The organism is Ruegeria sp. C12 (assembly GCF_056537745.1).
Genome location: NZ_JBQFSA010000007.1, coordinates 38,929 through 57,235, shown reverse-complemented (window position 1 = coordinate 57,235; position 18,307 = coordinate 38,929). Strand labels below are relative to the sequence as shown.

The window sequence follows — 18,307 nt, the reverse complement described above, 5'->3', positions numbered from 1 at the left end:
TTGAAGCTGGGTATGGTGCGAACGATCCGAAACCCCTGCTGGACAAAATCGCGCCTTTGTGACAAGAGCCGCGCCAACAGGAGACACCCATGACAACCACCCGTTTCGCCCCGTCGCCCACCGGTTACATCCATGTGGGCAACCTGCGCACCGCCCTGATGAACTATCTGATCGCCCGCAAGGCAGGCGGTACGTTCATCCTGCGTATCGACGACACAGACCCTGAGCGGTCGAAAGAAGAATATGTCGACGCGATCAAGCAGGATCTGGAATGGCTGGGTCTGCACTGGGACAAGGTCGAGCGTCAGTCGGACCGTCTGGATCGCTACGCCGAAGCCGCCGACAAGCTGCGCGAGATGGGCCGGTTTTATGAGGCGTTTGAAACGCCGACCGAGCTGGATCTGAAGCGCAAAAAGCAACTGAACATGGGCAAGCCGCCGGTCTATGACCGCGCTGCGCTGAACCTGTCGGACGCTGAAAAAGAGGTGCTGCGGGCCGAACGTGGCAATGGCGTCTGGCGCTTCAAGCTGGATCATGAGCGGATCGAGTGGACCGATGGCATCTTGGGTGACATCTCGATCGATGCGGCGTCCGTTTCGGACCCGGTGCTGATCCGTGGCGATGGTCAGGTTCTTTATACGATTGCGTCGGTTGTGGATGATACCGAGATGGGTGTGACGGACGTGGTACGCGGTTCGGACCATGTGACCAACACGGCGACGCAAATTCAGATCATCGAGGCGCTGGGCGGAACTTGTCCGCGTTTCGCGCATCATTCGCTGCTGACCGGCCCACAGGGTGAGGCGCTGTCGAAACGTCTGGGCACGCTGGCCCTGCGCGATCTGCGCGAGCAGGGCGTGCAGCCTATGGCGCTGCTGAGCCTGATGGCGCGGCTGGGGTCGTCTGATCCAGTCGAACTACGCTCGGACATGGCCGAGTTGATCGATGGGTTTGATGTGAACCGCTTTGGGGCTGCGCCGACCAAGTTTGACGTGCAGGACCTGTTCCCGCTGACCGCGAAACACTTGCAATCGCTGCCGCTGGCGGAAGTTGCTGATGCTGTGGCCGATGCGGGTGTTCCTGCCGAACTGGCCGAGCCGTTCTGGGCCATGGCGCGTGAAAACATCACCACTCTGTCCGATCTGAAAGGCTGGTGGGAACTGTGCCGGGATGGGGCGGAACCTCTGATCGCGGATGAAGACCGGGAGTTCATCTCGGACGCCATGGCGCTGCTGCCCGAAGGCCCGTTTGACGGAGAGACATGGGGTGTATGGACCAAAGCAGTAAAAGAAGCGACGGGCCGCAAAGGCAAGGGCCTGTTCATGCCGCTGCGCAAGGCGCTGACGGGGATGGAGCGCGGGCCTGAAATGGCGGCGCTGCTGCCCTTGCTGCAGGTGATCCGCGCGCGGGGCTGAATGCCCCTGACAATCTAGAACTTGAAAGAGGCAGGCAGTTCGTCTGCCTCTTTTTGTTGTTGTGGTTGGATGATCTTCACCGACGCGCGCTGCAGGCGGTCATCCACAAAGGCGGTCTCGTCCGGTTTGAGTTGTTGGTGGCGCGGATATCTCGGTTCGGCCCGGTCATTCAACACAGGTGCCTCCCAGCCATCGGTCGTGGCGAAGAACCGGTCCACCCCGTCTGGTCCGAAAATGCGTAGGTACCCTTGCACGACAACGTCAATGTAGCTGAGCAGTAAAGGATGGTGATTGGTCGGCGCATTATGCCGGGCCTGCGGGACGGCATAGACCGCTATTTCAACGTCATGGGTCAGTGGATGTGTGACCGATTGTGTCACGGGTATCCGGTCATAGGCCCATTCCCTTTCATCCAGTGCGGCCCAGTCGTTCTTGGGAACATGCGCGATCATGCCTTCGATCTCGGACTCGGGGTCTGGGACCGCCGTCAGAAAGGCGACCGGGCGCAGATCGGTGTGTTTCCAGGCCCGCCGCCACCCCTTCAGTTTTGCCGGTCGTGGGTCGGGAAAATCATGGGTGGCCAGGTTCACAAGGCTGCCATAGCCAAAGAAATAGGGGTCTGCCATCTGCGAACGCGCCTTTCGATCGATTGATGTATGTCAAACCGCTTTTTTCCCGGACATGCAATAAGGCTGCATCATTATGTGAGGGAGGCCCATATGCGGATTACCAAACGAACGAATATTGCTGTGCGCCTGCTGATGTATTGCGCGGCGCACCCGGAGCGGCTGGTGACTAAATCCGAGATCGCCGAAGTGTGCAACATCTCGGAAAACCATCTGGCGCAGGTGATCAATCAACTGGGTCAGTTGGATTATCTGAGCACGCAGCGCGGCCGGAATGGTGGCATGTCTCTGGCACGCCCGGCGGATCAGATCCGCATTGGTGCCGTATTCCGGCATGTGGAAGGATCGCTGCCGGTTGCCGAGTGTTTTGCGGATGCCGACAATACCTGTCCGCTGACCGACGCCTGCCGCTTGCGGGTGGCCTTGCAGGACGCCGCCGAGGTGTTTTACGCATCGCTCGACGACATCACGCTGGATGCGCTGGTCTGCGATAATGATCCGCTGCTGAAAATCCTGCAGCCGGTCGCCTGTATGCGTTAAGCTCAGTCGCTGGCGCGCAGAATGCGGGCGGGTCGGACGGATAAGGGGCGCAGCGCAAAGATCAGCCCCGCGACAAGGGTGACGATGACCCCTGTGATCACGATGCCCAGTGCCGAGGGCCAGATCACCGCGAACCCGGTGTCGAAGATATAGGTCGCCACAGCCCAGCCGCCCAAGATACCGACCAGCAGGGCGACGAAGCCTGCCGCGGCACCCAGCAACATCGCACGCAGGGTGAAGCTGAGCAAAATGCGGCGGCGGTCGGCCCCGATTGTTTTCAGGATTGCAGCCTCGTACCGGCGTGCCGGTTCTCCGGCTGCGGCTGCGCCGATCAGCACCAGAAACCCGGTCAGCAGCGACACCCCGGCTCCGTAGGACGTTGCCGAGGCCAGCCCCGCCAACAGGCCCGAGACCCGGTCGATGGCATCGCGCACCCGGATGGCGGTGATATTGGGGAACTGACCTGCCAGATCGCGCAGGATCGCGGCCTCGGCCTGTTCTTCGGCATAGACGGTGGCGATGAAACTATGTGGCGCACCGGCCAGCGCCGACGGGTTCATCGACATGATGAAGCCGATGCCGGCGGTCGAAAAATCAACCTCGCGAAAGGATGTAATCGTCGCGGTGATGTCGCGGCCCAGAATGTTCACGGTCAGCGTATCGCCAAGTTTCAGGCCCATTTCCTCGGCCTCTTCGGCGGAAAAGCTGATCTGGGGGTCACCTGCATAGCCCTCAGCCCACCATTCGCCCGCCGTGATGCGCGCATTCTCGGGCGGGAGGGCAGAGTAGGTGATGCCCCGGTCGCCTTCCAGAACCCAGTGGCTGCCTGCAACCTCGCGTGCGGGTTGACCGTTGATCTGGGTGATGATCCCCCGCAGCATCGGTGCGCTTTCAAGGCGACTGACAGCGGGGTCGGTTTCCAGACGCTCGGTAAAACCGGGCATTTGATCCTTCTGGATGTCGACAAAGAAATACGAGGGCGCAACGTCCGGCAGATTGCCCGAGATGGCATTGCGCAATGTACCATCGATCTGGCCCACGGCGGCAAGCACAGAAAGGCCCAGACCAAGGGACAGAACCACAGACCCCGCGCCTTCGCGTGGGTCCGAGATGGCGGCCAGTGCCCAACGCAGTGGCGGGCGGCCGCGCGACCACGGAACGCCCTTGCGGGCCAGCCAGCGAATTGCGAAAGCGGCCAGTGACAAAAGGAACAGCGCCCCGACCAACCCGCCACTGGTCCAAAGCGTCAGCCGCGCCGAGCCGCTGAACCACGCCGCCGCTGCGATCAGAATGGCCAGACCCAGCCCGGTTGCCAGAACGTAAATCAACCGGGGTATCTGCCGGGCCGAGGTCAGGGCGTCGCGGAACAGGGTGGCGGCGCGCACCTTCTCGGTTCGGGCCAGCGGCCAGAGGGTGAACAGAAACGCTGTCAGCAAGCCATACAGGGCAGCCTCGGCCAGGGGTTGGGGATAGATCGAAAACACCGCCGGGACGGGCAATTGGCTTTCGATGATGGGGGCCAGCAGGACAGGGGCCAATCCACCCAGGGCCAATCCAATGACGATGCCGATCCCGGACAACAGCCCGATCTGGATCATATAGGTCTGAAACACGGTCGCCCGATCCGCCCCCAATGTGCGTAGTGTGGCGATGGTTTCCGTTTTCTGCGACAGGTACGCCCGTACGGCGGCGGACACGCCGATACCGCCCACGGCCAAGCCAGACAGGCCCACCAGAACCAGAAAGGCGCTGAGCCGCCCGACGAATTCGGCAATGCCGGGCGCTCCGTTTCGGGCATCTGTCCAGCGCATTCCGGTGCCTTCAAAGGTCCGGGCGGCCTCGGTTGCGGTTACCTCAAGATTGGCTGTTTCAGGAAGGTCCAACCGGTATTTGGTCGAAAACAAAGTGCCGGGTTCCAACAAGCCGGATGCGCTAAGATCTGCGGTGCGAACCAGCGTTCGGGGACCAAGGCCAAACCCGTCTGCGGCCCCGTCAGGCTCGGCGGTCAGGGCGGCCATCAGAACGAAATCCTGCGTTCCCAGCGCAAAAACATCGCCCACCGAAAGGCCAAGCCTGTCCATCAGAACCTGCTCCATCACCGCGCCCGGCAGATCGTTGTGCCCCTCCAACGCATCAGACAGCTGCATGTCAGGGTTCAGCCCAACCTCACCCAGCAAGGGATAGGCGGCATCAACGGCCTTCACCTGCGTCAACGCGCGCTCAGTGCCCGCGTCAAGCGGGGCAACCGCGAGCGACCGGAAATCGACAACCTCCGAGACCGCCTCGGCGGTGTTTTCCATCCATGCACGCTCTTCTGCGGTGGCAAAACGGTAAGTGAATTCCAACTCGGCGTCGCCGCCCAGCAGTGCCGCGCCTTCCTGTGTCAGCCCGGTCTGGATGGCGTATCGGACCGATCCCACAGCGGCGATAGCCGCGACCCCAAGGGCCAGACAGGCCAGAAAGATACGAAATCCGCGCAGGCCTCCGCGCAGTTCCCGCCGCGCCAGCCGCCCGGCCAGTCGTAGGCTCATTCTGCAGCCTCTTTCCGTGCATCCTCGGCAATGCGCCCGTCGCGCAGGCGGACAACGCGGTCGCACCGGTCGGCCAGTGTATGGCTATGGGTCACGAGGATCAGCGTCGCGCCGTGTCTGTCGCGCAAGCCAAACAGCAAATCGACAATGGCGGCCCCGTTTGCCTCATCCAGATTTCCCGTGGGTTCATCCGCCAGCAGGATCTGCGGGCGCGGGGCCGAGGCCCGGGCCAGTGCCACGCGTTGCTGCTCACCGCCCGACAACTGCGCCGGATAGTGGTCGCGCCGATGCGACAGGCCAACCGAATCCAACTCGGCCTCGGCCCGGGCAAAGGCATCCTTGTGACCGGCCAGTTCCAGTGGCGTGGCTACGTTTTCCAGCGCAGTCATGGTCGGGATCAGGTGGAAGTTCTGAAACACCACACCCATCGTATCGCGCCGGAACCGCGCCAGATGATCCTCGTCCATCCCGGTCAGGTCCTGCCCCAAGGCCGTGACGGAGCCTCCGGTCGCCTGTTCCAGCCCACCCATCAGCATCAGAAGGGATGACTTGCCCGACCCGGATGGCCCAACCAGCCCCAAGGTCTCACCCTGCTTTACCGACAGCGTGATGCCATGCAGAATATCCACACGCCCGGCATTGCCATCCAGCGACAAAGCGGCATTTTGGAGCGAAAGAACAGGCTGAGTCATAGGTCTTTCCAAATGGAGGCAACACTTGTGGGATATGGAGCGGATACGACTTTGCGCAAGACTTTGATCGCAGGCCTTTTTGCAAGCTGCGGTTTTGCGGCCACAGCCGAACCTGTGATTATCGCCGCATTGGGGGACTCGCTGACGCAAGGCTATGGGCTGGTTGAAGAGGACGGGTTTGTTTCGCAACTGGAACGGTGGCTGCAGGCGCAAGGCGCGGATGTCCGGTTGATCAATGCGGGTGTTTCGGGCGATACCACGGCCGGTGGTGCTGCGCGAGTGGACTGGACCCTGACGCCCGAGGTGGATGGGATGATCGTCGCGCTGGGCGGCAATGATCTGCTGCGCGGGATCGACCCGGATGTGTCTCGATCAAACCTCGAGAAGATCCTGACCACCGCGCAAGCGGGGGAGGTTGAGGTGTTACTGGTGGGCATGCAAGCCCCCGGCAATTATGGCCCGGACTACAAGCAGAGCTTCGACAGCATCTATCCCGATTTGGCGCAGCAGTATCAGACGCTTTACGCAGACAGCTTCTTTGAAGGGCTGACGGCGGTTGACGATCCGAATGCTGTTGGCGCGTTCATGCAGCCCGATGGCATTCATCCCAACGCCAAGGGCGTCGCCCTTATTGTCGAGGCTTTGGGGCCAAAAGTGCTGCAACTGGCCAACGAGGTCGCAGAACAAGGGTAGCTCATGCCGGGACGGTTCTTTCTGACGCGACCTATCGCCGAAATCGCCGATTTGCTTGGTGTTTCGGCGGATGTCCCCGAACAACCGCCCCGCAGCAACATCCAGCCTGGTCAAGAGATGCTGGTGCTGACGCAATCCGGGCTGGTGCCCATGCGCTGGGGCATGATCCCGGTCGGTCGGGTCAACGCCCGAGGGCGCCCGGTGATGGAGACCATCATCAATGCCCGCTCCGAGACCGTGTTCGACAAAACCGCGTTTGAGGGCGTTGGCCGCGCAGTTATCCCGGTGGATGGGTGGTACGAATGGACCGGAGAGAAGCGTCGCAAGACAGCATGGCGTATCTCGTCGGCTGACGGCGCGCCACTGTTCTTCGCGGCGATTACCGACACCTGGCAGGCCCCGGGCGGCCTACAGGTCGATCAGTTTGCAGCCGTCACCTGCGAGCCGAATGGCGACGTGAAACCCATCCACCACCGGATGGGCGTGCTGCTGGATCGCGCAGGCATTGATTTATGGCTGACCGGCTCGGAAGATCAGGCCAAACAGTTAACGCGCCCGTGGCCAGACGGGCTGTTGCATATCGAAGAAGCAAAGGGCGCAGACTGGTCCGCGCCCTGACCAGCCGGTCAGACCACGGTTACAACCGTTCCAATCGGAACCCGGTTATACAGATCGACCACATGTTCGTTCAGCATCCGGATGCACCCGTTCGAGGCCGCCCGTCCGATCGTCTGCGGCTGTGTCGTCCCATGAATGCGAAAATACGTATCGACCCCATTCTGGAAAAGATACAGCGCACGGGCGCCCAGCGGATTGTCCCCTCCGCCCGGTTGCACATAGTCGTTGTCCTTGAACTTGGCGTAAGCCACCGGATCACGTTCGATCATCTCATCTGTAGGCCGCCAGGTGGGCCATTCCTTCTTGACGTCGATGGTTGCGGTGCCCGTGAACTCCAGTCCCGCCTTGCCGACACCGCAGCCGTAACGGATCGCCTTGCGCGGTTCGGTCACGTAATAGAGGTAGAAGGATCGGGGCACGACCAGCAGCTGACCGGGAACGAATTGCTTCTTGATCCGCACAAATTGCGGTGTCGGATCGTACTCGACCGCCTTCTTGGCGCTGGCGATACCCGGCAGCAGGCTGGCAGCCGTTCCGGCAAGAAACACACGGCGTGTGAACATGGGTGAGCCTCTTCAAATGACCAATGCAATCATGACTATACTGTCAGGATGATAGCAAATCTGGTCATTTCTAGGGCAAATATAACGGAAACGTGATGTGTTCTGCTTTCGCGCTGCGCCGCAGTAAAAAAGGGTGAGGATTGCGCCTCACCCTGTGACTGGCTTAGGCCAGCTCGATATTGTCAGCGCTTTCGCGCCCGTCACGACCCGAGCGCAGCTCGTATGTGACTTTCTGGTTGTCGGCCAGACCTGTCAGGCCCGAACGCTCGACAGCCGAGATGTGAACGAAGATGTCTTTGCCGCCATCTTCGGGTGCGATAAAGCCGTAGCCTTTGGTGGTGTTGAACCATTTTACGGTGCCTGCGGGCATATCCGTTGTCTCCTGATTGGTGCTGCCCACGTGGATGCGGCAGCCTGGCGTCGTAGTCTGGATCGAATGACTGAGCGCCGTGGAAGGAGACAGTAGGTCGAAATAGAAAAACGTAAGCCCTTTGCATATGGCATTGGGGTGGGCATGTGGCAAGGGTGGATTTGGTTAACGAATTGGTAGCCATGAGTGCGGCAGGATGCCCGCATGAGCAATTATCGCCGCGTTCGAATACCCGGAGCGAAGTACTTCTTCACTGTCTCACTGGCCGACAGAACGTCGGATTTGTTGGTACGAGACGTGGCGCATTTACGCGCGGCCTTTGCCGTGACTCAACGTGAGAGACCGTTCTGGTGTGATGCGTTTGTTGTGTTGCCGGATCATATCCACGCGGTTTGGACCCTGCCGCCGGGGGATGCGGATTATTCGACGCGTTGGCGATTGATCAAAAGCCGGTTTGTGCGAGCCGCAGCGGAGTTCGGTCCACGAAGCGAGTCGAAGGTCGCCAAACAGGAGCGCGGTATTTGGCAACGCCGTTTTTGGGAACATTGTATCCGCGACGAACGGGATTATCGGAGTCACATGGCGTATTGTTGGGGTAATCCGGTCAAACATGGGTTGGTCGAACGTCCAACCGATTGGCCGTATTCGTCAATCCATCGCGATATTCGTGCGGGTCGAGTTGATCCGGAATGGAGTGGTGGTATCACCGAAGGAACGTTTGGCGAGCCGCAGGGTGGGTGATTTCACCCATCATTTGATGAGGTAGATTGGAATTCAGTAACGATGGGTGCAAGCACCCATTCCACGCTTGCTCATTGCGAAACCACTCAATTTACTCAGTCTCTGTTTTTTCCGCTTCTGCAGCTTTTGCACGTTGCATAGCACCTGAGACACCCGTTGCGATAGCTGCAATGAAAAATAGTATTCCAAATTCAGATTGAATATTTAAAAACCCCCAAAACAAAGACAATGCACAGAAGGTTAACAACACATTTCCGTTGTTTTTTAGCTTTTCAATTCTTTTCTCTTCCATCTCCGTGTAATTTTGTTCCTAAAATAGATGTCTCCAAACGGTTCGTTTTCCTCGCGGGCGACGAGCTTTCCTCCCAGCTGAGTAATAATCTCCCGCAAGTCATCTTCTACAGACAGTTCCGGGTTTCGAGCCTTAACTTCGCTAAAAGAAACCCTCTCATTCTCGGAGAACATCTGTTCTACGCAGTCTTTGGCGATTTCTTTAAGTGCGCGATTTCTGTTAACATCTTCGGGGGTTGGTTTTCTTCGATACGTCTCTTTTTCCCTACCGAAGAGTCTTGTTGCGCCGATTCTTGTCAGGCTCTGTCTGATCAAATGTTCACTAGGCACATCATGAACATGGCTCATAATCGCTTCTAGGTCACATTCTGCTTGTGTTTCGAAGATATGTTGGATGCATGTCGTCGACATATGCCACAAGCCGACGTTCTTCCCTTTTGTCTTTTGTAATCTGCGACCAACGTTCAATTTCTGGTGTGACCAGTTTCAATATCTCGGACACATCAATTACAATTTTTGGCTCCATAAAACAGCTCCAATGCAATCAATACACTGGAGCCTATTTTAGCACGAAGTACTTACCGCGCAAATTTCTTATGCTTCAACCGCTTGGGCTCCAGCGCGTCCGGTCCCAGACGGCGCTTTTTGTCCTCTTCGTAATCCTCGAAGTTGCCCTCGAACCACTCAACATGCGCGTCACCTTCGAAGGCCAAAATATGCGTGCAAATCCGGTCAAGGAAGAAACGGTCGTGCGAGATGACCACGGCGCAGCCTGCGAAATCGACCAGGGCGTCTTCCAGCGCGCGCAGGGTTTCGACGTCGAGGTCGTTTGTCGGTTCGTCGAGCAGCAGGACATTGCCGCCCTCTTTCAGCAGGCGGGCCATGTGGACGCGATTGCGCTCACCACCTGACAGCAGAGAGACCTTTTTTTGCTGATCGCCGCCCTTGAAGTTGAAGGACGAGCAATAGGCGCGGGAATTGACCTGTGCGTCACCCAGCTGGATGATTTCGGCGCCGCCGGTGATCGCCTCCCACACGGTGTCGTTGTCTTTCAGGTCGTCGCGGGACTGGTCGACATAGGACAGCTTGACCGTGTCGCCCAGCGTAATGGTGCCGCTGTCGGGCTGTTCCTGCCCGGTGAGCATCTTGAACAGGGTCGATTTACCGGCACCGTTGGGGCCGATGACGCCGACAATGCCGCCGGGGGGCAGGGCAAAGTCCAGCCCTTCGATCAGTTGCTTGTCGCCCATGTGTTTCGACAGGCCCTCGACCTCGATCACCTTGCCGCCAAGGCGCTGGCCGTTGGGGATGACGATCTGCGCGCGGGTCAGTTTTTCGCGCTCGGACTGTTCGGCCAGTTCGTTATAGGCGTTGATCCGGGCCTTGGATTTGGCCTGACGGGCCTTCTGGCCCTGACGCATCCATTCCAACTCGCGCTGCAGGGTCTTCTGCTTGGACTTGTCCTCGCGCGCTTCCTGTTCCAGCCGTTTGGCTTTTTGTTCCAGCCATGCGGAATAGTTGCCCTCGTAAGGAATACCCCGGCCACGGTCGAGTTCCAGAATCCAGCTGGTGATGTCATCCAGGAAATAGCGGTCGTGGGTGACGATCAGGATGGTGCCTTTGTAATCGATCAGGTGCTGTTGCAGCCAGGCGATGGTCTCGGCGTCCAGGTGGTTGGTCGGTTCGTCGAGCAGCAGCATGTCGGGCGCTTCCAGCAGCAGCTTGCACAGCGCCACGCGGCGTTTCTCACCCCCCGAGAGGTTGGCGATGTTGGCATCGTCCGGCGGGCAGCGCAGCGCCTCCATCGAGACGTCGATCTGGCTGTCGAGGTCCCACAGGTTTTCGGCGTCGATAGCGTCCTGCAGGGTGGTCATTTCCTCCATCAACTCGTCCGAGTAATTCTCGGCGATCTCCATGGCGATTTCGTTGAACCGGTCGACCTTGGCCTTTTTAGCGGCCACGCCCAGCATGACGTTTTCGCGGACCGACAGGCTTTCGTCCAGTTGCGGTTCCTGCGGCAGATAGCCGACCTTGGCGCCCTCGGCTGCCCATGCCTCGCCGGTAAAGTCGGTATCCAGACCGGCCATGATCTTCATCAGCGTCGATTTACCCGCGCCGTTGACGCCGACAACACCGATTTTCACGCCGGGCAGAAAACTCAGGTGGATGTTTTCAAAGCACTTCTTGCCACCGGGATAGGTCTTTGAGACACCCTGCATGTGGTAGACATATTGATAGGCGGCCATGTCGCGTCCTCTGGGTCGGGGAAATTGGGTTGGGCGGTGTGATAGCGGATGCGTTGGGTGGGGGCAATGATGCCCGTCAATGATTGTTGAGTGGCTGAAACACCTCTAGGTAATCGTTGATGAGTGCGGAGAGAAGCTCTGTGCGCGGTACGTTCCGAAGATCGTCAGGAACAAAGTCGTTCTCAAAATTAAGTTCACTCTGACCGAGTACCGGTCTGTCACCAAAGGCAGGGTCCAAGTAATAGTGCCATATCAATATTAGCATATGTCGCTGGCTATTGCGGGGCTTGCTGTGTTCATCAAGTTCTACGCGCGCCAAGCCCAACTGTTCGAGCACTTCGTTTTTTGGAAGTTTTCCAGCTCTCAATGATGTGTAGAGCTCCGGCCTTTTGATTTTGATAAGCAGCAGACCCGGCACCAACCATGCCGCGTACTTCCCACCCCAGTCAGTGTCTATTGGAGCGGCAATGGAAGCCAAAGCACACACCCTTTCCGCTTCGCGAAGTGTCAATTCGCGAGTTGCTGAACCGTGCTTGGTGTAGAGGTTTAGTAGACCGACACCTTGAGTGTTCTTGCTCTTGGTATGTTCAGCGACGAGGGCTAAATACTTTGAAAGTGTTGTTGCTGATGCCTTGCCTGTTTCTAATGGCAGTTTGAACTGAACGTGAATGAATTTCTGTAGATAGGCATTTGCGTTTGTCTGTCTTCCATACCGAGCGCGAACTGAGTTCTGTAATTCCTCTAGATTTACGCCCAAAACGAACTGGACGCCTGCCACGTCGAAAAAGTGTTTGATTGTTTCCAGAACGGAGAGTGCAAAGTCGGGTCGACAACGATCCAGTTCGTCAATCACAACGATCAGTTTTCGGTTTGGCGCTCCGCTGGCATCTGGCTCGGTCAGATCGACCAGTGCCCGTCTGAAACCCTCCATTGCCGCGCGTTTACCATTTTCTAATTTCCAGAAATCAGTCACGGCTTCATCAAGCTCACCGGCAACGGTTTTGATCGCGGCCTCCGCCAATTCGTCTGCTTTGGTTACTAGACCCGCAGTCACGACGGACGCGCCGGTACGAACAAGTGCGCGCGCGAGGGCAGGGGCGACCTGCTTGGCTGTCTTCCAAGCCTTTTGAGCCGCTTCGTCGTTCGTTTCTTCGAACCGTTCGGCAATCGCTCCGGTCAACGCAATCAAAGGATCGTCCAGAAAGTCATGTTTGAACGCGTCGAAGTAAACGGTTTGGGTCGTGTTTCCTTCTCGCTTCAGATGCTCGCCCACCCAGCACTTTAGGAAGAATGACTTGCCGGAGCCCCATGCTCCGTCCAAAGCGATCACAAGTGGGTCGTCGATGCGCTCGACCAGTTCCGACAACTTGTCGCCGGTGGGTTTGCGTGAGAGTTTGTCGTGCTCGTCAAACCCATCTTTGTATAGCTTGATCTTGGGTTCGGGGATGGTCAGGCGCATGTTTGGTTCCAATTCACAAATCAATCAGCATTACTATTAGCGGCTGCCGCAGGAACGGCCAGACTGCTAGATGAGGGGAGGTGTGAAAATCTCGGAGCCTTTGATGTCCCTGAAAGATCTCATTGCTGGTTGGGCACAGTCGGGACGTGTTGAATGGATCGGCCTTCGGTCTGAGCGGCGGTCGGAGGTGATTATTGTGGACGAGGCCATGATCTCTGCCGATGGGTTGGACGGCGACCGCAGTCGCGCAGGCAAGCGGGCGGTGACTCTAATTCAGCAGGAGCATCTGGCGGCGATAGGCTCGTATCTCGGGCAGGGGCCGGTTTCGCCCGACATTCTACGGCGCAATCTGGTGGTTTCCGGGATCAATCTGGCGGCGCTCAAAGGGCGTGAGGTGCAGGTGGGCGAGGCCATCTTGCGCTTTACCGTGATCTGTGCGCCGTGCAGCCGGATGGAGGAGGCGCTGGGCAAAGGGGGTTATTCTGCCGTGCGGGGGCATGGTGGTTGGTGTGCGGAAGTCCTCCGGCCCGGGCGCGTCAAGCTGGGTGATGCGGTGCAGCCGGTTGATTGACAACGCCCGCCAGTTCTGAACATCAGCGTGGGATGGAGCGATACGACATTCCATATGCGCGGCCCGGGCAGGTGATCGGGCTGTTCGGCGGGTCCTTTGATCCGCCGCACAAGGGCCATGTGCATGTGACGCTTGAGGCGATGAAGGCGTTTGGGCTGGATCGGGTGTGGTGGCTGGTGTCTCCGGGCAATCCGTTGAAGGAGCGCGGACCGGCCCCTCTGGCGCAGCGGGTCAAGGCCGCGCGGGGGGTCATACAGCACCCGGATGTCGAGATCACGGATATCGAGGCGCTGACAGGAACGCGGGCGACGGCGGACACTCTGGCGGCGCTATGCCGGTTATATCCGCAGGTCAAATTTGTCTGGCTGATGGGGGCCGATAATCTGGCGCAGTTTCATCGCTGGAAAGACTGGCGGCAGATCATGGACAGCGTGCCGGTGGGTGTGGTGGCGCGTCCGGGGGATCGGATCAGTGCCCGGATGTCGCCTGCGGCGCGGCTCTATGCCCGCTACCGGATTGACGGGCAGGCGCGGCATTTGCTGGGGCGGGCACAGGCTCCGGCCTGGTGTTTCGTGAATGTACCGATGGTCGATGTCAGCTCGACCGAGTTGCGCAATCGCGGCGATTGGCGCAACGGAGTGTTGCCGGAATAGCCACATCACCTGCATATTATCATGCAATGGTTGTCTGATTTTAATCGCTGGGATTTTAATTGCCCCATGGTTGATCGCATTTCACGACGGTTTTTTCTGGGGGGTATCGGGGCGTCCCTGATCCCGGCGACGGGATTGGCGCAGGCCCCTTTGGTCTCGCTTCGGCCGCAGGCGCGCGGGCCGCAGTTGACCGGCGCCGAACGTCTTGTCCGGGCGGCCGGTCTGAAAGGCGACGTCGTGTTCGCGGTGGCCGATGTTGGCACCGGTGCGCAGCTTGAGGCGTTTCAGGGCGAGATGGGATTGCCGCCCGCCAGTGTGGGCAAGGCGCTGACCGCGCTTTACGCGCTGGACGTGCTTGGACCCGATCATCGCTTTGAAACAAGCCTGATCGCGGCTGGGCCAATTGAAAACGGCATATTGCAGGGGGATCTGATCCTGGCCGGCGGAGGTGATCCGTTGCTGGACACCGACAATCTGGCCTCGATGGCGGCCAATCTGCGCGAGGCGGGCATTACCGAGGTGCGCGGCGCGTTCAAGGTTTATGACGGCGCGCTGCCTTTCGTGTTCAGCATCGACCCCGGACAGCCGGATCATCTGGGCTATAGCCCGGCCATCAGCGGTATTTCACTGAATTTCAACCGGGTTCACTTTGAATGGAAACGGGACGGCACCAATTACGACGTCACAATGGACGCCCGCACCGCCAAGTATCGCCCGGATGTTGACGTGGCGTCGATGCGGGTCGAAGGGCGCAGCCTGCCGATTTACACTTATCAACCCAGTGCGCGGCAGGACCGCTGGTCCGTCGCCAAAGGAGCCTTGGGCAACGGCGGTGCCCGTTGGTTGCCGGTGCGCAAACCTGCACTTTATGCGGGGGATGTGTTCAAAACTCTAGCCCGTGCCAACGGGATCGTTCTGGACCGGGTTGAAGTCACGCGCGAGGCGCCGCAAGGCACCACCCTCATTGTCCATCAAAGCGATCGTTTGGACAGTATCCTGCGCGGAATGCTGAAATACTCGACCAATCTGACAGCCGAGATGGTGGGAATGGCAGCGACCAAGGCGCGCGGAGTGATGCCGCAGGACCTTGCGGAATCGGCGGCAGAGATGAACCGCTGGGCGCTTGAGGTCTATGGGGTCGATCAGATTGCAATGGTGGATCATTCCGGGCTGGGCGACGCATCGCGCATGGCACCGGAGGCTTTGGTTGCGGCCTTTGTTCAGGCGCGCAAGGCCGGGGCGCTGCGCCCTTTGTTGAAGCCGTTTTCCCTGACCGACAAGAATGGCACGCCCGTAAAGGATCACCCGATCAAAGTGGATGCCAAAACGGGAACGCTGAACTTCGTTTCAGGTCTGGGCGGCTTTCTGACAACGGCGGATGGATCGGAGCTGGCCTTTGCGATCTTTACTGCAGATGTCGATCACCGCGCGACGATCCCTCGTGCCCTTCGCGAACGCCCCGAGGGCGCGCGCGCCTGGAACCGGCGGTCGCGCAAATTGCAACGGGCGCTGATTGAGCGCTGGGGCGCGCTTTACGGCAGTTGAAACCGTCAGACCACGTGACGGGCGCGTGCGCCACGCTCGATGGCGGCGGCGTGCAGGCGGTCAATGCTCAGCTCATACCGGATTTCTTCCAGCAGGCGCAGCTCGGTCTCGGCCAGGGATCCGTCGGCAGCGGCCACGTCGCAGGCCAGCGCATAGGCGGTTTCGTTCAGACGCTCGGGCAGGTTGTCCCGGATCAGGCCAAACAAGGCGTCCAGACCATCCTCTTGCTCGAACAGGTCGAACACGATTTGCGAGACATGCCGGGTGCGGTCCGCGTCATACCCGGCAAAGACCGGCAGCATGTTCACCGCGCCCTGGATCTTGACCAGCTCAGCCGTGCGGATGTTTTCGTCCGATGCGGAGACCGCGACCATGATCGCCACAAGGCAATCCTGCGGGGACATGGGATGAGGGGTTTGATCGGTCATGAGCTACGTCCTGATTGAAGGCCTTCAGAGGCGCACGATAGGCACCGCTGCGCGCGGGTTCAACAGCTTGTTTGGTCGCAGATCGAGTACCGATAAGAATTGATAAGGACCTGAGCGGGATGGGTCATCCCGGTCTTGCGCGTCATTGTCAGTCGAACGTGGAGACTGATGAGAAGTCCGAGGCGACGCGGATCATACCCGACAACTTGCCCTCACCGATCTTGAGGTCCTCGCATTGCTGTCCAATCAAGGCGGCAGGGACCGAGGTTGCAGCTTGCAAGGCGTCCTCCGGCGGGATGCCGACTTTGTTGACCATCACGCCCAGTGCTGTGGTCAGATCCAGATCAGCGCCCGCCAAAGTGCCATCCGACAAGGTGAGGATCCCGTCACGACGCAGGATCGTGCGCCCGTTCAGTTGGAACTCAGTTTCGCTTGTCCCGGCCACAGCCATGGCGTCGCTGACCAGATACAGCCGACCCGGCCCGCTTTTGGCCGCCCACGCGGCGCGGATTGTCTCCGGGTGAACGTGGACGGCATCGGCAATCAACCCGGACGAGGCCGCACCATTGGCCAGAACCGCGCCAACCAACCCTGGTTCGCGATTGCCCAGCTGGCTCATGGCGTTGAACAGATGCGTCGCACAACGCGCACCAGCCGCGAAGTAGCGCATGCAGGTGTCGAAACCGGCGTCTGTGTGCCCCAGCGAAACCAGCACCCCGGCCTCGATCAACGTGCTGACCTGCTGTTCGGACACAGATTCCGGGGCGATTGTGACTTTGAGACACGGCAATTGGGCGGCGGCAGACAACAAGGCATCAAGATCGTGCTGCTCCATCGGTCGGATCAGGCTGGCGTCATGCGCGCCTTTTCGGGCAACCGACAAATGCGGCCCTTCCAGATGCAAACCCGCAATGCCGGGAATACCCGCGCGAACGGCTTGGATGGCAGCATCTATGGCAGCCTGAGTTTTGTCGGCGGTATCCGTAATCAGTGTCGGTAGCAGCGAGGTGACCCCCAAACGACGATGGGTGCGAGCCATTCGGCGCAGCGTGTCTACCGAGGGATCGTCATTGAACAACAGCCCATCGCCGCCATTGACCTGCAGATCGACATAACCGGGGCTCAGAATATCTCCGCCAAGGTCAACGACATGTCCCGCGTCAGAGATGCGCGTATCCGGCCCGAACTCTGCCACGTGCCCATCGACGACCCGTAACGCGTGGTTCTGCCACAGCTTTGACCCGTCAAAAACAAGCCCGTTCCGGAATGTCACCACATCCTGTGTCATACCGTTTCCGTCACCTTGTTCAGGTGCCGCGGCGTGTCAGGATTGATCCCGCGCTGGACCGCCACGGTTTCAACCATCCCGTAGAACGAAACGATGGCCGCAATCGGGTCGGTCAGCCAGTGATCTGTTCGCACATAAGGCAGACGCGTCGCCGTGTTGACCTTGTCGGACAAGGCAAAAACGCGCGCGCCCTTGGCGGCCATTGCGTCCGCCGTCTGCGCGACGCTGTCTTCAGCGTCGTCTGCGGCAGCGAAGGCGATCACGGGAAAATCCTGCTCGACGATCGAGACCGGGCCGTGCAGAACCTCGGCCGAAGAATAGCTTTCGGCGTGGATCAGGCAGGTCTCCTTGAACTTCAGCGCGGCCTCGTTCGAGATCGCCCAGCTTGGCCCCCGGCCCAGCGTAAACAGCGACCGGCCGTCGACGGCCTCTGCCGCAGCGGACCAATCGCATTGGGTCGCCGCCTCCAGCCTTTCCGGAAGGGTCTTGATCGCAGCGATCAGCGCGGCGTCCTTTTTGATTTCGGCTATCAACCAAAGGCCCGCGACCAGCGAGGTGACGAAGGTTTTTGTTGCCGCGACGCTCAGCTCGGGGCCTGCATGGATCGGCAGCGTGGTGTCGGCAATTCCGGCCAGTCGGGAGGCCGAGTCATTGGTGATCGCAACCGTAAATCCGCCAGTCTTTCCCAGCGCTTCGGTCATGCGCGCAATGTCGGGGCTTTGCCCGGATTGCGAGATCGAGATGCACAGGGCACCTTCGGCCTGCAACGCGACATCGTAGATCGAACTGACGGATGGGCCGACCGATGCCATGGGGCGTTTCAGGATCAACTCGCTGGCGTATTTCAGATAAGTGCAGGCGTGATCCGAAGACCCCCGCGCCACGGACAGCAAATAGCGCGGGTCGATCTGCCGCGCTGTATCGGCGGCTTGCGTGATCGCGTCACCGCCCTGGGTCAGAAGCCTGTCGACAGCGCCGGGGATTTCCAGAATCTCGCGGCGCATCTGCGTGGTTTGATGTGGCATTCAGATCGGCCT

Annotated in this window: 20 protein-coding genes; 8 read left to right on the top strand and 12 right to left on the bottom strand. The window is 59.5% G+C overall.

All coding sequences use genetic code 11. The features are described 5' to 3' along the window. Positions 1–89: 89 nt before the first annotated feature. Entirely contained in the window at positions 90–1,415 is a 1,326-nt protein-coding gene (gltX, locus tag ACR0C9_RS14220; protein WP_480781298.1) for a glutamate--tRNA ligase, read from the top strand. 14 nt (positions 1,416–1,429) lie between these two features. Here the strand turns inward: gltX and ACR0C9_RS14215 are convergent, their stop codons facing one another. Further along, positions 1,430–2,041, bottom strand: coding sequence for a gamma-glutamylcyclotransferase family protein (locus ACR0C9_RS14215; RefSeq protein ID WP_480781297.1), 612 nt, complete (start codon positions 2,039–2,041; stop codon positions 1,430–1,432). Between the two features lie 93 nt (positions 2,042–2,134). On the opposite strand from ACR0C9_RS14215, the gene ACR0C9_RS14210 reads away from it, so the two are divergent. Beyond that, complete coding sequence (locus ACR0C9_RS14210) at positions 2,135–2,581, top strand: RrF2 family transcriptional regulator (protein WP_480781296.1); 447 nt, start codon at positions 2,135–2,137, stop codon at positions 2,579–2,581. Between the two features lie 2 nt (positions 2,582–2,583). Here ACR0C9_RS14210 and ACR0C9_RS14205 read toward each other — a convergent pair whose 3' ends face one another. Both ACR0C9_RS14205 and ACR0C9_RS14200 read right to left on the bottom strand, forming a co-directional pair. Further along, on the bottom strand, positions 2,584–5,112 hold the full coding sequence (locus ACR0C9_RS14205; RefSeq protein ID WP_480781295.1) for an ABC transporter permease: 2,529 nt from the start codon (positions 5,110–5,112) through the stop codon (positions 2,584–2,586). Next, positions 5,109–5,804: an ATP-binding cassette domain-containing protein gene (locus ACR0C9_RS14200; protein WP_170455518.1), complete on the bottom strand. Its 696-nt coding sequence runs from the start codon at positions 5,802–5,804 to the stop codon at positions 5,109–5,111. The genes ACR0C9_RS14205 and ACR0C9_RS14200 overlap by 4 nt, the downstream gene beginning before the upstream one ends. 12 nt (positions 5,805–5,816) lie before the next feature. On the opposite strand from ACR0C9_RS14200, the gene ACR0C9_RS14195 reads away from it, so the two are divergent. Together ACR0C9_RS14195 and ACR0C9_RS14190 are read left to right on the top strand one after the other, a co-directional pair. Further along, positions 5,817–6,497 carry an arylesterase gene (locus ACR0C9_RS14195; protein ID WP_170455516.1) on the top strand — a complete coding sequence of 227 codons (681 nt, stop codon included), beginning with the start codon at positions 5,817–5,819 and terminating at the stop codon, positions 6,495–6,497. A 3-nt stretch (positions 6,498–6,500) separates the two neighbouring features. Continuing rightward, positions 6,501–7,115: an SOS response-associated peptidase gene (locus tag ACR0C9_RS14190; RefSeq protein WP_480781294.1), complete on the top strand. Its 615-nt coding sequence runs from the start codon at positions 6,501–6,503 to the stop codon at positions 7,113–7,115. An 8-nt stretch (positions 7,116–7,123) separates the two neighbouring features. Here the strand turns inward: ACR0C9_RS14190 and ACR0C9_RS14185 are convergent, their stop codons facing one another. Both ACR0C9_RS14185 and ACR0C9_RS14180 read right to left on the bottom strand, forming a co-directional pair. Beyond that, a complete protein-coding gene (locus ACR0C9_RS14185) occupies positions 7,124–7,678 on the bottom strand; it encodes a L,D-transpeptidase (protein WP_170455512.1) in 555 nt (184 codons plus the stop codon). Positions 7,679–7,841: 163 nt separating this feature from the next. Further along, positions 7,842–8,048 carry a cold-shock protein gene (locus ACR0C9_RS14180; protein ID WP_170378838.1) on the bottom strand — a complete coding sequence of 69 codons (207 nt, stop codon included), beginning with the start codon at positions 8,046–8,048 and terminating at the stop codon, positions 7,842–7,844. 204 nt (positions 8,049–8,252) lie between these two features. On the opposite strand from ACR0C9_RS14180, the gene ACR0C9_RS14175 reads away from it, so the two are divergent. Next, the gene (locus tag ACR0C9_RS14175; protein ID WP_480781293.1) at positions 8,253–8,789 is read left to right on the top strand and encodes an REP-associated tyrosine transposase; all 537 of its coding nucleotides are present in this window, start codon (positions 8,253–8,255) and stop codon (positions 8,787–8,789) included. Between the two features lie 91 nt (positions 8,790–8,880). Here the strand turns inward: ACR0C9_RS14175 and ACR0C9_RS14170 are convergent, their stop codons facing one another. The 4 genes from ACR0C9_RS14170 to ACR0C9_RS14155 all read right to left on the bottom strand — a co-directional run bounded on the left by ACR0C9_RS14170 (position 8,881) and on the right by ACR0C9_RS14155 (position 12,785). After that, the gene (locus ACR0C9_RS14170) at positions 8,881–9,081 is read right to left on the bottom strand and encodes a hypothetical protein (protein ID WP_480781292.1); all 201 of its coding nucleotides are present in this window, start codon (positions 9,079–9,081) and stop codon (positions 8,881–8,883) included. Further along, complete coding sequence (locus ACR0C9_RS14165; protein ID WP_480781291.1) at positions 9,054–9,428, bottom strand: hypothetical protein; 375 nt, start codon at positions 9,426–9,428, stop codon at positions 9,054–9,056. The genes ACR0C9_RS14170 and ACR0C9_RS14165 overlap by 28 nt, the downstream gene beginning before the upstream one ends. 230 nt (positions 9,429–9,658) lie before the next feature. Next, positions 9,659–11,326, bottom strand: a complete 1,668-nt coding sequence (gene ettA / locus ACR0C9_RS14160) for an energy-dependent translational throttle protein EttA (protein WP_480781290.1) — start codon at positions 11,324–11,326, stop codon at positions 9,659–9,661. A 76-nt stretch (positions 11,327–11,402) separates the two neighbouring features. Further along, a complete protein-coding gene (locus ACR0C9_RS14155) occupies positions 11,403–12,785 on the bottom strand; it encodes a P-loop NTPase fold protein (protein ID WP_170623939.1) in 1,383 nt (460 codons plus the stop codon). A 103-nt stretch (positions 12,786–12,888) separates the two neighbouring features. Between ACR0C9_RS14155 and ACR0C9_RS14150 the strand changes: the two genes are divergently transcribed. The 3 genes from ACR0C9_RS14150 (at position 12,889) to dacB (ending at position 15,554) form a co-directional block, all read left to right on the top strand. Continuing rightward, positions 12,889–13,356: an MOSC domain-containing protein gene (locus ACR0C9_RS14150; protein ID WP_170455505.1), complete on the top strand. Its 468-nt coding sequence runs from the start codon at positions 12,889–12,891 to the stop codon at positions 13,354–13,356. A 32-nt stretch (positions 13,357–13,388) separates the two neighbouring features. Further along, positions 13,389–14,009, top strand: a complete 621-nt coding sequence (locus tag ACR0C9_RS14145) for a nicotinate-nucleotide adenylyltransferase (RefSeq protein ID WP_170455504.1) — start codon at positions 13,389–13,391, stop codon at positions 14,007–14,009. 66 nt (positions 14,010–14,075) lie between these two features. Further along, positions 14,076–15,554 carry a D-alanyl-D-alanine carboxypeptidase/D-alanyl-D-alanine endopeptidase gene (gene dacB, locus ACR0C9_RS14140; RefSeq protein WP_480781289.1) on the top strand — a complete coding sequence of 493 codons (1,479 nt, stop codon included), beginning with the start codon at positions 14,076–14,078 and terminating at the stop codon, positions 15,552–15,554. A gap of 5 nt (positions 15,555–15,559) precedes the next feature. Here dacB and ACR0C9_RS14135 read toward each other — a convergent pair whose 3' ends face one another. The 3 genes from ACR0C9_RS14135 to ACR0C9_RS14125 form a co-directional block, all read right to left on the bottom strand. Beyond that, a complete protein-coding gene (locus ACR0C9_RS14135; RefSeq protein ID WP_170455499.1) occupies positions 15,560–15,982 on the bottom strand; it encodes a tellurite resistance TerB family protein in 423 nt (140 codons plus the stop codon). A gap of 148 nt (positions 15,983–16,130) precedes the next feature. Then, positions 16,131–17,270: an N-acetylglucosamine-6-phosphate deacetylase gene (gene nagA, locus ACR0C9_RS14130; protein WP_170455498.1), complete on the bottom strand. Its 1,140-nt coding sequence runs from the start codon at positions 17,268–17,270 to the stop codon at positions 16,131–16,133. Then, positions 17,267–18,295 carry an SIS domain-containing protein gene (locus ACR0C9_RS14125; protein ID WP_170455496.1) on the bottom strand — a complete coding sequence of 343 codons (1,029 nt, stop codon included), beginning with the start codon at positions 18,293–18,295 and terminating at the stop codon, positions 17,267–17,269. The genes nagA and ACR0C9_RS14125 overlap by 4 nt, the downstream gene beginning before the upstream one ends. Positions 18,296–18,307: the final 12 nt, after the last annotated feature.

Bases quoted from the DNA above. Each gene is read 5' to 3' on its own strand.
- gltX (WP_480781298.1), top strand. From the start codon at position 90: ATGACAACCACCCGTTTCGCCCCGTCGCCCACCGGTTACATCCATGTG.
- ACR0C9_RS14215 (WP_480781297.1), bottom strand. From the start codon at position 2,041: ATGGCAGACCCCTATTTCTTTGGCTATGGCAGCCTTGTGAACCTGGCC.
- ACR0C9_RS14210 (WP_480781296.1), top strand. From the start codon at position 2,135: ATGCGGATTACCAAACGAACGAATATTGCTGTGCGCCTGCTGATGTAT.
- ACR0C9_RS14205 (WP_480781295.1), bottom strand. From the start codon at position 5,112: ATGAGCCTACGACTGGCCGGGCGGCTGGCGCGGCGGGAACTGCGCGGA.
- ACR0C9_RS14200 (WP_170455518.1), bottom strand. From the start codon at position 5,804: ATGACTCAGCCTGTTCTTTCGCTCCAAAATGCCGCTTTGTCGCTGGAT.
- ACR0C9_RS14195 (WP_170455516.1), top strand. From the start codon at position 5,817: ATGGAGGCAACACTTGTGGGATATGGAGCGGATACGACTTTGCGCAAG.
- ACR0C9_RS14190 (WP_480781294.1), top strand. From the start codon at position 6,501: ATGCCGGGACGGTTCTTTCTGACGCGACCTATCGCCGAAATCGCCGAT.
- ACR0C9_RS14185 (WP_170455512.1), bottom strand. From the start codon at position 7,678: ATGTTCACACGCCGTGTGTTTCTTGCCGGAACGGCTGCCAGCCTGCTG.
- ACR0C9_RS14180 (WP_170378838.1), bottom strand. From the start codon at position 8,048: ATGCCCGCAGGCACCGTAAAATGGTTCAACACCACCAAAGGCTACGGC.
- ACR0C9_RS14175 (WP_480781293.1), top strand. From the start codon at position 8,253: ATGAGCAATTATCGCCGCGTTCGAATACCCGGAGCGAAGTACTTCTTC.
- ACR0C9_RS14170 (WP_480781292.1), bottom strand. From the start codon at position 9,081: ATGGAAGAGAAAAGAATTGAAAAGCTAAAAAACAACGGAAATGTGTTG.
- ACR0C9_RS14165 (WP_480781291.1), bottom strand. From the start codon at position 9,428: ATGAGCCATGTTCATGATGTGCCTAGTGAACATTTGATCAGACAGAGC.
- ettA (WP_480781290.1), bottom strand. From the start codon at position 11,326: ATGGCCGCCTATCAATATGTCTACCACATGCAGGGTGTCTCAAAGACC.
- ACR0C9_RS14155 (WP_170623939.1), bottom strand. From the start codon at position 12,785: ATGCGCCTGACCATCCCCGAACCCAAGATCAAGCTATACAAAGATGGG.
- ACR0C9_RS14150 (WP_170455505.1), top strand. From the start codon at position 12,889: ATGTCCCTGAAAGATCTCATTGCTGGTTGGGCACAGTCGGGACGTGTT.
- ACR0C9_RS14145 (WP_170455504.1), top strand. From the start codon at position 13,389: ATGGAGCGATACGACATTCCATATGCGCGGCCCGGGCAGGTGATCGGG.
- dacB (WP_480781289.1), top strand. From the start codon at position 14,076: ATGGTTGATCGCATTTCACGACGGTTTTTTCTGGGGGGTATCGGGGCG.
- ACR0C9_RS14135 (WP_170455499.1), bottom strand. From the start codon at position 15,982: ATGACCGATCAAACCCCTCATCCCATGTCCCCGCAGGATTGCCTTGTG.
- nagA (WP_170455498.1), bottom strand. From the start codon at position 17,270: ATGACACAGGATGTGGTGACATTCCGGAACGGGCTTGTTTTTGACGGG.
- ACR0C9_RS14125 (WP_170455496.1), bottom strand. From the start codon at position 18,295: ATGCCACATCAAACCACGCAGATGCGCCGCGAGATTCTGGAAATCCCC.